Consider the following 12,500-nt stretch of genomic DNA (forward strand, 5'->3'; position numbering starts at 1 on the left):
GGTGACGGCCGCCACGCATCGGTCAACGAGTCTCCGTTTCCACCGCGTTGAGGTAGTGCAGCACCGCGGCGACGGCCGCCCGCTGGGTCGGTTGAGGCAGCTCGGCGGCGAGCGCGGGGTCGCGTTCGCCGCCGAGGATCCGTGCCAGGACGGAGGCCGTCGACGCGAGGAGCGGGTCCGAGGCGAACCCGTCCAGGATCTCCCGGCTCGCCTCGTCGGTCCCGCCCTCGTCGGTCCCGCCCTCGCCGAGAGCGGTGGCGACGAAGCTGCCGAGGGCGATACCAAGATGCATCGCGGTCCACATCTCGACGGGTACGGTCACCCGGCCGGCCAGCGCGTCGAGCGCGCGCCCCGCCACGGCGGCGTCGAGGAATCCCAGCCCGGCGAGCACACCGGGCCCGCGCTCACCGTCCTGTATCCGCGCCAGTACGTCGGCCAGGGGGCCGAACAGCGGGTCCAGTGCGTCGAGTTGGGCGAGGTGCTGGCGGAGCTTCACCTTCGCCGCCGTGTTGCGCCGCTCGGCGGCCACCAGCGCCGCGAGTGCCGGCTCCCAGGTCATGCCCCACGCCGCCGCCTGCACAGCGACGAGCCGGCGCGCCTCCGTCCCCGCCCCCGTCCCCGTCCCCGTCCCCGTCCCCGTCCCCGTCCCCGTCCCCGTTCCCGTCCCCGTTCCCGTCTCCTGTCCCTTCCCCTTCCCCTCCCCCTCCCTCTTCCCTTCCCCCTCCGCCTCCTCCGTGCCCTCCCGCGCGTTCCGGGCCAACGCGGCGAGGGTCTCCCGGGCGCGGGTGAGCCCGGGGTCCAGGCCGGCCAGCAGTCGGTCCAGGGTCACCCCGGGCACCTCGGCCACCCGCGCGCACAACTCCTCTATGTCGACCGGTAGTTGATTCCGGGCGTCCGCCCCGAACTCCCGGAGGTCGCCCGCGAGGGACAGCGCGGCGTTCGTCGTCCGGCCGCCGCCGGTGAGCGTGCCGAGCAGCGCCCCCGCGAGATGGTGGGCGACCGCGCCCGCCGCGTCCCGCGCGTAGACGTGCAGATAGGTGCCCAGGTTGGCGTGCCCGACCGCGACGAGCGCCGGCAACCCCGCCCGGTACGCGTACCGCAGGCTGTCCCGTTCCCGGGCGATCGCCACCTCGCCGTGCCCCCGGACGTGCGCCACATTGGCGAGCGCCCCGAACACCTCACCCAGATACGGGAAGTCCCCCGCGTCCTCGAAGACCTCCCGGCACTCCTCCAGCAGCCGCAGCGCGTCCCGCGTCCGGTCCAGACGCAGCAACGGCATGTACGCGGGCAGCCGGGCCCGCGCGAAGTCGGTGACCGGGGCGCCGCGGGCCCGCTTGGAGGCGGCCAGGTCGTCGGCGTACTCCAGCGCCCGGCGCCACTCGCCCGCCTCGATCGCGGCGCGCTGCCCGGTGTCGCACAGCTCCTCCCAGACCTCCCACCAGTCGACTCCCTCCCGGGGCCCGCGTTCCCGGGGCACGTCACGCGTTCGCCGGTGCAGGGCGTCGGCCTCGGCGAGGGTCTCGGCGGCCCGGTCGGTCTGCGACAGGACGTGCAGCCGCTGGACCTCGTACAGGAGCGTCGTCCAGGTGCCCGACCCGGCCAGGCGCGTGTGGTCGAGGCCCTGTTCGGCGAGGGCGAGCGCCTCCGTGAGACGTCCGGTGCGTACGCAGAGGTCGGCCAGGGCGCTGGTCGCGGTGGCTGCGGCCGAGTGGTCGCCCCGTTCGAGCGCTGAGGCGAGGGCGGCGCGTTCCCGCCGTTCGGCGAGCGCCGGGTCGGTCTCGCCGAGCACCCGCGCCAGCGCCTCCGTCGGCGGTACGACTCCGCTGCCGGGCGCGGACGCGGCGCGCACCGCGATCCGGCGCAGCAGGGGCAGTACGCGGGCTCTGGTCGGAGCCGAGGTGTCCCGGCGCAGTACGGCTTCCAGCAGCGTCGCGGCGCCCGACTCCTGTCGCAGCCGGATCAGATAAGGAGCGGCGGACAGCGCGGCGTGCGTCAGCAGCGGGCCGGCCAGCTGGGCCCCCTCGGCGTCGGTGCCCTCGCGGGTCCACGCCATCTCGAACACCCGCAGCCAGTACCCCGACAGCCGCGTGTCGACCGGTTCCCGTACCCGCGCACCGGCCCGCGCCCGCCCCTCGGCGGCGACGGTGGCCTGGATCTCGTACGACTGTCCCTGACGCGGGGTGAGGAGCCCTTGGGCGACCAGTGTCCGGAGCGCTGTGCCGACCGGTGTGTCGGAGTGCCCGAGTCGGGCTGACAGGTCGGGCCAGTTGTGGTCCAGAACCGTGCGGTTGCGGTCGGCCTCGTCCAGGCAGCACAGGACATGGAACAAGTCGCGCTCGGCCGGGGCGAGTTCGGTGGCGATGCCCTCGGACCAGGCGCGGAGTACGCGTAGATGCTCGTCGTCGTCCTCGTTCTCGTCGGCGTCCGCTCCCGCTGCTGACGCTCGGATCCCGGATGCCAGCAGTCGGGTCAGGCGCTCCGGGTCGGCGGCCTGGGTCTCGGCCAGTTCCAGCAATCCCGGGTGCCCCTGGGCGAGTTCGAGAAGCCCGGTGGCGAGTCGCCGTGCGGCCGCTGGGGTCGTGCCGGGGAGCTGTCCGGCGATCAGGCGGGCCAGATGGGGGAGTTCGCGGGCCAGCAGCAGGGCCTCGTCCGGGGTCAGCAGGTCGACCGGCTCGGTCCGTACGCGCGTCCTCAGCCCGGCCGGCCGTACCCGCCCGCACAGGATCAGCCGCCCCGCCCCGGTGTGCCCGGACAGCGCATCGACGAGAGCGCCCCAACGCCGGTCCCGCCAGGCCCTGTCGGGAGTCAGCAGCGCGTCGATGCCGTCGAGGACCAGCAGCACCCGCTCCCGCTCAAGCCACGAAGCGACGGCGCCGGCGAAGTCCTCCGCCGACCGGTCGGGCCCGCCCGTGTCCAGCAGACGCAGGCAGTGCAGCCCGGGCACCGCCCGTTCCAGGGTCAGGGCGAAGGAGGCGAGGGCTTCCTCCGGGCGGTGGTCGTTGTCCCGTTCCTGTTCCTGGGGTGCGGTGAACCAGACGACCCGCTCGAAGGCGTGGGCATGCGTGGCGGCCAACTCCTGTGCGCAGGCGGTCTTTCCGGCCCCCGGCATGCCTTGCAGCAGCACCCCGCAGAGTCCGCTGCGAGGGGCCAGGGCGGCACCGGCGCGCGCGAGGAGGGCGACACGGCCGACGAAGTGGTCGGGTGGGGCTGGGAGTTGGGCGGCCTTCTCCTGGCCGGGGATGTCTGCGCCGCCCAGCGGCTCATCCAGCGCCTCGCCTGACGGCCCACCCGCCGGTGCCTCCAGGATGAGCTCCACCGCCCGCGCCCCGAAGAGCGCCGGAGTCGCCGCACGCAACGCGGAACCAGGCATCCCCTCCGCCCCGGCGTCCGCCGCCGACAACTCAGCGAGCACCCCCGCCAGCGCCCGGGGCAACACCTCTCCCTCGACGACCAGTTGACGGTAGAGACCCTCGGCGAGGGCGATCGCGAACCCGTCCTCCACGGGGTACCGCATGGCCAGCACCGCACACCCGAGCCGCTCGACGAGGTCCCCGGCGACGGCCCCGACCACTGCCCGGGCCACGGGCTCCTCCGGGCCGCCGGAAACCTCGTCACCCACCGGATCCCCGGCCGCCGCCGACCAGCACGCCGACAGGGTGACGAGGGAGACGCCACGGGCGGCGCCGAGAAGGTCGACGAGTTCGGGCGCGCGGATACGGTCGGGGCGCCCGGCGTCGGTCTCCAGGAGGAGTTCGCCGGGGGCGCCGTGCCCGGAGACGTGGACGAGGTCCCAGCCGGCCGGCCGCGCCAGTACGGCACGCAGCCGCTCGCGCGTGACCCCGTACTGCAGCGTGTGGACCTCCACCGCGCGCCCGGCGCGTGCCGCGTCCGTGAACACCCTGGTCAGCGCGAGCCGTTCGCGCCGCAGGTTCAGCGCCCGGCTGCCCTCGGGCAGACTGAACAGCGCCAGCACCCGTACGGGTCGGCCAGACCGGTCCGGCCGGTCCCTGGCGCGCTCCCCGGCCCGGCCCTCCGTACCCCACTGCGTCACCAGGGTCACGTCCTGGACGGCCAGTGGCCGCCCCTGGGCGTGGGCCAGTTCCAGGGGTACGAACATCAGGCGCCGCGCGGCCGGTACGTCCCTCGGCACGACGACCCGCACCACCGCCGGGGCCGCCGCGAGCAGCGCGGGCGCGACGGGCCCGAGAACCTCCGCGCCGATCCACGTGCCCACGTCCCGGACGATCTCCCGTTCCCGCGCGGCCCGTACGTCCGGGGCCGCGTGCCGGCGCAGATACCCGGGCAGGTCGACGAAGGCCTCGTACTGGGGGCCGGACGGGTCCAGTCGGACATCGTGCCGCGCGAGGACGTTGCCGTCGGGCGCAACAAGCACCCACCGCCAGCGGTCGGGCCCGGCGAAGTCCTCGACGTGCAGGGTCAGTTCGACCAGCGCACCGTCCGGCATCGCGGTCAGACCCCGAACTGTCTGCGCAGCCCCTTGATGATGGCGAGCGTCTGCTCCACGCCGGGGCGTGCCGGGTGCTGCTCCGGGAGCGCCAGCAGTCCGCGCGTGTACATGTCCTCCGCCGCTTCCATGTGTTCGTGGTGGCCGGTCTGGACGAGCCCGAGGAGCGCGCCTCCGAGGTTGACGAGGCGCACCGGGTGCTGTGGATGGTCGTCCGGGGTGTCGCGCAGTGCGGCGCGGGCGTGTCTGGCCGCCTCGTTCAGGACGGTGTCGTCCTTGAGGGTGCGGCCCTTGCGGAGCAGGGAGTTGGCGAGGTTGGACTCCTGCGCGACACGCTCCTCGCCCTGTGCGCCGACGCCGACCGGCATGATCTCCAGGCAGCCGCGGTACAGGGCGATCGCCTCGTCGATGGATTCCTGGTCCTTGGTGCTGTCGTAGACCTCCTGGAGCGCGGTGGCCAGGGAGGACATGTGCCGGGGGAGTACCGGGTCGCCTGGCTGGGACTTGTCGATGGCCTGGCGCCCGTAGTCGACGGCCTTGATCAGGTCGGGGGCGGAGTGGTCGCGCTGCCAGCTCAGCCGGTGCAGCATGCACAGCGCGGAGAGGGCGGCGGCGTGCCGGACGTCGTTGACCGGGTAGACCTGAACGGCCAGTTCGGCGGCCTGGAGCGCGCCGCGCAGCAGCTTCGGGTCGCCGGTGCGGCCGTAGGCCAGCCGCAGGTCGTCGGAGACACCGAGGGGTTCGAGGTGCTCGGACTCCGCCGCGGCGCCGACCGGGTCATAGCTCCTGGACCTGGATCTGCCGAACCATCTGGCCATGCGGGCGCTCCCCCCTGAAAGCTTCCATCCCCCCTTCCCTCCCCGCGATTCGTGGCTCAAACCCCGTATGCCGTAGGCAAGTTCGGTGGGAGTGCAGGGATGTGGGGGAGTGTGTGCCGCGCGGCCGGTGCGGGCTCAGCCCTTGCTGACCGCCGCCAGGATCTCCGGCAGCCGCTGTGCCGTGCGCGGGGCGGAGAGGCGCAGTCCGAGCAGGATGAGCAGGGCGCCGTATCCGACGCCGACCGGCAGCAGGAGCCACGTCCAGCGGTCGCCGCCGGAGTCGACGTTCAGCCAGATGGTGAGGGCGATGACGGGGGAGCACAGCAGGGCGGCGCCGACCATGCCGCCGAAGATGGCGGCCGTGGCGAGCCCGGCCTGCCCGGGGACCACGTTCTTGTAGCCCTCCTGCGGGATGGAGTACGGGTACCGGGCCGACGACCAGGCCCCGGCCGCCAGCATCGCCCCCAGCAGCGCGAGGGACAGCCCGAGTGCCTCCGGCAGTGTGGTCCAGTCGTCGAGCAGCGCGGTGGTGAGCACGACCACGAGGGTGGCGTACGGCAGGCTGACCAGCAGCAACGCCAGTGCCCGGCCGCGCAGTTCGACGTACGCGTCCCGGGTGGACGAGATCGTCATCGCGACCATCCAGAAGGCGGAGGTGTCCTGGCCGAACTGGTTGTACATCTGGATGCCGAGCATCCCGGCCGCGAAGCAGGCGAAGTACACCGAACCGGTGCCCTGCATCGCGTTGAACACCGGCACGATGAGCCCGATCGCCAGCGAGGTCACCCACGCGGCCTTGGTCTTGGGGTCTCGCCACGCATAGCGCAGGCTCCGCTCCATGACGGTCCCGGTACGCCCGTCCGGCAGCCACCGCGCCGGCCCGCCGGACGTCCGCTCCCGCTTGCCGGACGGCTCGGCGGCCTGCAGGGTGGACCCGTCGGGCGAGGTCATCAGCCGGGTGAGGGTCCGCGACCAGACCCGCAGCAGCAGCACCAACGTCCCTGCGCTGAGCGCGAGTTGGGCCACGGCGACGCCGTACGAACCCTCGCTCGCCGAGTCCACCGCCCCGAGGGCGGAAGCGGGCGGCACCCAGGCCAACACCTCCGCGGCCGGGTCGAGTTGCCCGAGCCCGGCCGAACCGATCTGCTGGATACCGAAGTTGACGAGCTGCGCCCCGATCGCGATGACCAGCCCGCTGAGTACGGCGAGATCGCGCCCTTTGCGGCTGCTGAGCAACCGGACGTTGGCGGCGGCGACGGCCCGCGCGAGCGCCACACACACCAGCAGCGCGAGGGGAACGGCGACGAGCGACACGACGAACGCCGCCCCGCCGTGCGCCAGGGCGATGACCGACCCGACGAGCAGGCACAGCGTGAACAGCGGCCCTATCCCGACGAGCGAGGCCACGAGCAGCGCCCGGACCAGCGGCCGGGGGCGCAACGGCAGCATCACCAGCCGGGTCGGGTCGAGGGTCTCGTCCCCGCTGGGAAAGAACAGCGGCATGAAGGCCCAGCCCAGGGCCATGACCGCGAGCAGGATGACGGTGACGGACGCGGCGTGCGCGTTGCCGCGCAGCGCGATCAGCCCCAGGAACTGGAGCGCGGCGAGCAGCAGCACGACGACGACCGAGGTGACGTACGCGGCCCGACGCCCCGCGGACTGCCGCAGCCCGTTGCGCAGCAGCGACAGCTTCAGGCGTACGACGACCGCGGTGACCGACCCTTCCCCCGTCATCGGGCGCCGCCGCCCAGCCAGTCGAGGTGGGACCCGTGGTCGCGCTCGCCCGCCCCGACGAGTTCGAGGAACGCGTGCTGGAGCGAGGGCGCGTCACCCCGCACGTCGGCCAGCGGGCCGTGCGCCCGGATACGCCCCGCCGCCATCACCGCGACCCAGTCGCACAGCGACTCGACCAGCTCCATGACATGGGAGGAGAAGACGACGGTGGCGCCGGAGGCGGTGTACCGCTCCAGCACACCCCGGATGATCTGCGCCGACACCGGGTCCACGCCCTCGAACGGCTCGTCGAGGAACAGGATTTCGGGATTGTGGAGGAGAGCGGCGGCGAGGCCGATCTTCTTGCGCATGCCGGTCGAGTAGTCGACGACGAGCTTGTGCTGCGCGCCGGCCAGGTCGAGGACATCGAGAAGCTGGGCGGCCCGCTTGTCGACCTCGACGCCGGGCAGGCCGCGCAACCGACCCGAGTAGGCGAGGAGTTCACGTCCGGACAGCCGCTCGAAGAGCCGAAGCCCTTCGGGCAGCACCCCGATCCGTGCCTTGACCTCGACGGGGTCGCGCCACACGTCGTGCCCCACGACCTCCACGGTGCCCTGGTCGGGCCGCAGCAGCCCGGTCACCATCGAGAGCGTGGTCGTCTTCCCGGCCCCGTTCGGCCCGACGAGCCCGACGAACTTCCCGGCGGGCAACTCCAGATCGATCCCGGCAACAGCGACCTGCTGCCCGAACCGCTTCCAAAGCCCCTGCACACGCACGGCAGCACCATCAACCATGCGAGAAACCCTAGGTCAGACTCCATGGTTTTCGGCGTCTCGGGGCGAGCGCTGTATCTGATCCGCAGCTCCACCGCGGGCTTTCAGGGCCGCGGGCAACCGGGCCTTTGGGGCCGCGGGCAACCGCAGGCCTTTAGGGGCGCGGGGAACTGCGCGACCAGCCACAACCGGCCCGCAGCCGCCGAACAACCGAAACCACGCACCCCGATCCGCGATCCGCGAAGGCTACCGATCCCGCCCGCACGCGTAAGCGAGCGGCGAGATCAACTCCTCCGCATCAGGCAACCATCGATTCGCAGGCGTAGGCCGGCAGGCCCACTGCACAGCCCCCCGAGACGCGTACCGGGTAGGCGGCGCGGCCACGTACGACCCCTCGCCCAGCGCGACCAGATCCAGCGAGGCAGGCGACCACCCCAACTTGCGCACCAGATCAGGCACCTTCACCGACGCCCCCGGCAACACGAAGAACCGCATCCGCCGATCCGGCGTCAACATCACGGGCCCGAGCGTCAGTTCCATCCGCTCCATGCGCGCCAGCGCGAGGAACCCGGCAGTCTCGGGCACGTCAATCGCATCGAACGTATGGCCGGTCGGCAGCAGGATCGAGGCGGTCGGCTGGTCGGTCCACATCCGGCGCGCGACGGTCGCACTGCCCGTGGCCTGCGTGATCCAGTCGGGACGCGACGGGTGTGCGCCGGGCAGGGCGCACGCTGTGTCGCCGCAGGAGCATCGCTGCACCCCGTCGACTGCTTCCAGCCACGTACCGGGGAACACGTCCCAGTGGCGTTCTTCGGCGTAACGGACGGCGGTTTCCAAGAGGGATTCGCCGCGTTGCTTAGGGATTTGGGCAGCATCAGGGCCCGCGATGGTCTCTTCCACGATGAGGACAACTCTAGTGGGATTCATGAGTTACGCATGTCACATGCGCGGGGGAGGAGCATCGATTCCGCATCTGGGGCGCATGGATGCATGGGCGGGGGCGCGCAGGAGGATCCGGGACGGGGCTGGGTAGGCAGGGGAGGGGCTGGGCATCCGCCTTTACCCCGGCAATCCTCACATGCTTCGCATTGTCGGCATGTCTGCGGGGCATTGATCTTCGAGGCCGGATCTTTTCGCCGTACGTGTCCGCTCGCCGGGCCGCGTACGGAAGGGGTTCCGGGCACGGAAGGCACGTCAACCCGGTGCGTGGGCACGGCACCGCAGCCTCAGGGGGTACGCCATGGCCGCAAGGCCTCTCGTCGCGCGGCAGCCGAACGAACGGCTGCAGGCGCTCATCCAGGAAGCGGGCTGCTCGAACGCCGGGCTGGCCCGCCGGGTCAACATGTGCGGCGCGGAGCACGGCCACGATCTGCGGTACGACAAGACGTCCGTGGCCCGTTGGCTGCGCGGACAGCAGCCCCGGGGCCGGGCGCCCGCGATCATCGCCGAGGCCCTCGGCCGCAAACTCGGCCGTACGGTCACGATCGACGAGATCGGCATGGCCAACGGCAAGAACCTCGCCTCGGGCGTCGGACTCCAGTTCTCCCCGACCGTCCTCGGCGCCATCGAGCAGGTGTGTGAGCTGTGGCGCAGCGACGTGGGCCGGCGGGACTTCCTCTCCGGTTCGTCCGTCGCCGCGTCCGCGCTCGTCGAGCCCAGCCGGGACTGGCTGATCTCGTCCCCCGACTCCCAGGTGGCGCGCCAGGCGGGCCCCCGCGTGGGCCCGTCGGACGTGGCGGCGGTGCGCGCGATGACGCAGGCCCTGACCGACCTGGACCACCAGTTCGGCAGCGGGCACGTGCGGCCGGTCGTGGTGCACTACCTCAACAGCGTCGTCTCCGGGCTGCTGGCGGGCTCGTACCGGGAGGCCGTCGGCCGCGACCTCTTCGCCGCCGTCGCACGGCTGACCGAACTCGCCGGGTACATGGCCGTCGACACCGGCCAGCCCGGTCTCGCGCAGCGCTACTACATCCAGGCGCTCCGGCTCGCCCAGGCGGCCGGGGACCGGGGATACGGGGGATACGTACTCGCCGCCTCCATGAGCCATCTCGCCGCGCAGCTCGGAAACCCGCGGGAGATCGCCCAGTTGGCGCGGGCGGCACAGGAGGGGGCGCGTGGCAGGGTCACCCCGCGCGCGGAGGCGATGTTCCACGCGGCCGAGGCCCGGGGGCACGCCCTGATGGGAGACGCGCGGTCGGCCCAGCTGGCGTCCGCGCGCGCGGTCAACGCGCTGGACGCGGCCGATCCGGAGTCCGGGGACGACCCGGCGTGGATCGCCCACTTCGACGGGGCCTACCTGGCCGACGAGCTGGCGCACTGCCACCGGGACCTCGGCCAGGCCGAGGCCGCGGCCCGCTGCGCGCAGGAGTCACTGCACGGCCACCCCGAGACGCGGGCACGGCGCCGGGCCATCGGGCTGGTGCTGCTGGCCACGGCACAGGTCCAGCAGCGCGAGGTCGAGGAAGCCTGCCACACGGGCCTGCGCGCGGTGGAACTCCTCGGCACCCTGCGCTCCAACCGGGGCGCCGAGTACCTGGAGGACCTCCACATGCGCCTGGAGCCGTACCGCGAGGAACCGGTGGTCCGGGAGTTCGGGGCCCGGCTGGATCTGCGGGCGGCGGCGTGACAGGAGACACAGCGGGACGCTGAGCGGCTGGTGGGGGACCGGTCCGGTCCTGTGCTGCGTGGAATCGGATTCCGGGAACCCGGTAGCGTTAACCGACGATTCCGAAGGTCCCCCATTAGTAGGAGTCCCGGTGACGCAGAGTGGACAGGGCGAGGAGCCCTCGCCGCGCGTGGCGCGCGAAGGCATCGTGCTGCCCTCCGACGGCGGCGAACCGCTGCTGCCGGGTATGACGGGGGGAAGCGTCGGCAGGCCCGCTCCCACCCCGGCGCTGCCCCCGCCCCCGAACCCGAACCCGGCCGCCGGTCAGGCCTGGGGACAGCCGTGGGGCCCGGACTTGAACCAGGCCCACGCGCAGGGGCAGAGCCGGCCCCAGGGCCAGGCGCAACCTCCGGCGGCCGATGACTGGCCGGCGGCACCGGACGCCCAGCAGCACCAGGAGCAGTACCAGTACCAGCAGCAGAACCAACAGTGGGGCGACCAGGGCCAGTTCCAGCCTCAGCAACAGCAGCAACAGCCCCAGCCGCAGCAACAGCCCGAGCAGCAGGCGCCGTCGGCCCCCACGTGGGACAACGACCCGCGCATGTCCGGCGGTTGGGCCCAGCAGCCCGGCTACGGCGCCCAGTCGGCCCCGGGCGCCCAGCACTCCGTACCGCAGGCCCCCCATGGCGCCGAGTCCGCGCCGTTCCCGCCCGCCGCCGGGGGCGCGCCCATGCCGCCGTACCAGCAGCAGGCCGCCCAGCCGACTCACGGGCAGCCCCATCAGCCGTACGGGCAGCCGTACGGGCAGTACGGTGGCGCCCCGCTGCCCCCCGAGGGCGGTGCGGCCCTCCCGTACGCCGCCGCGCCCGGTGCTCCGCTGCCGCCCCTCGACGACGGCGCGACGCAGTACATCCCGCCCGTCCCCGGTAACCCGGGGCCGGTCGCCGAACCGGCCACCCAGTACCTCCCGCCGGTGACGGCCCACACCCCCGCGCCCTCCCACCCGGCCCCGCACGTCAACGAGGCGGCGACGCAGTTCCTCCCGCCCGTGGGCCCCGGCGCGATGCCGCCGGAGTCGGCCGCCGAGGCGACCGCGTACCTGGGCCGCGTACCGCAGGCGGCCCCCGGCGGGTCCGACGCCGACGCCACCCAGTACATCCCGCCGGTGCCCGCGGGCCCGTACGGCGGACACCCGGGCGGTCCCGACGAGCGTCAGCCGCCGTCCGACTTCGACAACCTCTTCCGCGGCGGCCCCGCCGCACCCGGCGCCGAGTCACCGGCCGGCGCCACCCAGCAGATGCCCCGCATCCAGCCCCAGCAGCACCAGCAGCCCGCCCCCGGGCCCTACGGCCAGCAGGCTCCGTACGCCGCCCAGCAGCCCCCGTACGGCTTCCAGGCGGCCGGGGGGCACGCGCCCCACGACATGGACGACCGGCACGGCGGCCGGGGCGGTGGCGGCCGGCGTTCGAAGGTGCCCGTCATCGCGGCCGTCGGTGTCGGGCTCGCCGTGCTCGGGATAGGCGCCGGCGCGCTGCTGAGCAGCGGGGGCGGGGACAGCGACAACGACGCGGACAACAAGACGGTCGCGGCGACCTCGGCCGCGCCGGAGGAGTCCGAGGCTCCGGCCGCAGACCCCGCCAAGGCGCAGGCCGTCGAACTCGACAAGCTTCTCGCCGACAGCAACAACAGCCGCGACACGGTGATCGAGGCCGTGGCGAACGTCAAGTCCTGCAACAACCTCGGCCAGGCGGCCTCGGACCTGCGCGGCGCCGCCCAGCAGCGTGGGGAGCTGGTCACCCGGCTCGCCTCACTGTCCGTCGACAAGCTCCCCGAGCACGCCCAGCTGACCGACGCCCTCACCAAGGCGTGGCACGCGTCCCAGTCGGCCGACAACCACTACGCGGCCTGGGCCGACCAGGTGGCGGGCAAGAACGGCTGCAAGAAGGGCCAGGCCCGTTCGACCGGCCAGACGCAGCGGGGCAACCAGCAGAGCGGCATCGCCACCGCCCAGAAGTCCAAGGCGGCCGAGCTGTGGAACACGATCGCGAAGTCGTACGGCCTGACGGAGCGCCAGTCCACCCAGCTCTGACCCGGCTCTGACCCGGCTCTGACCCGGCGGCCGGGCA

7 protein-coding genes are annotated in these 12,500 nt (G+C 73.2%); 2 read left to right on the plus strand and 5 right to left on the minus strand.

What is annotated here, in order from left to right; translation table 11 throughout:
* Positions 1-22: 22 nt before the first annotated feature.
* The 5 genes from STRTUCAR8_RS21450 to STRTUCAR8_RS21470 all read right to left on the minus strand — a co-directional run bounded on the left by STRTUCAR8_RS21450 (position 23) and on the right by STRTUCAR8_RS21470 (position 8,669).
* Entirely contained in the window at positions 23-4,465 is a 4,443-nt protein-coding gene (locus STRTUCAR8_RS21450; protein WP_006377957.1) for a CHAT domain-containing protein, read from the minus strand.
* 5 nt (positions 4,466-4,470) lie between these two features.
* Positions 4,471-5,283 (minus strand): hypothetical protein, encoded by an 813-nt coding sequence (locus STRTUCAR8_RS21455; RefSeq protein ID WP_006377969.1) that lies wholly within the window; start codon positions 5,281-5,283, stop codon positions 4,471-4,473.
* 135 nt (positions 5,284-5,418) lie between these two features.
* Complete coding sequence (locus STRTUCAR8_RS21460; protein ID WP_006377991.1) at positions 5,419-7,017, minus strand: hypothetical protein; 1,599 nt, start codon at positions 7,015-7,017, stop codon at positions 5,419-5,421.
* Positions 7,014-7,790 carry an ABC transporter ATP-binding protein gene (locus STRTUCAR8_RS21465; RefSeq protein WP_006377962.1) on the minus strand — a complete coding sequence of 259 codons (777 nt, stop codon included), beginning with the start codon at positions 7,788-7,790 and terminating at the stop codon, positions 7,014-7,016. Before STRTUCAR8_RS21465 ends, STRTUCAR8_RS21460 begins: the two co-directional genes overlap by 4 nt.
* A 225-nt stretch (positions 7,791-8,015) precedes the next feature.
* Complete coding sequence (locus tag STRTUCAR8_RS21470) at positions 8,016-8,669, minus strand: bifunctional DNA primase/polymerase (RefSeq protein ID WP_234372529.1); 654 nt, start codon at positions 8,667-8,669, stop codon at positions 8,016-8,018.
* Between the two features lie 340 nt (positions 8,670-9,009).
* Between STRTUCAR8_RS21470 and STRTUCAR8_RS21475 the strand changes: the two genes are divergently transcribed.
* Positions 9,010-10,395, plus strand: a complete 1,386-nt coding sequence (locus tag STRTUCAR8_RS21475; RefSeq protein WP_006377978.1) for an NsdA family TPR-like regulatory protein — start codon at positions 9,010-9,012, stop codon at positions 10,393-10,395.
* 130 nt (positions 10,396-10,525) lie between these two features.
* The gene (locus STRTUCAR8_RS21480; RefSeq protein WP_044472602.1) at positions 10,526-12,463 is read left to right on the plus strand and encodes a hypothetical protein; all 1,938 of its coding nucleotides are present in this window, start codon (positions 10,526-10,528) and stop codon (positions 12,461-12,463) included.
* Positions 12,464-12,500: the final 37 nt, after the last annotated feature.

This window comes from Streptomyces turgidiscabies Car8 (assembly GCF_000331005.1).
Taxonomy (GTDB): Bacteria; Actinomycetota; Actinomycetes; order Streptomycetales; family Streptomycetaceae; genus Streptomyces; species Streptomyces turgidiscabies.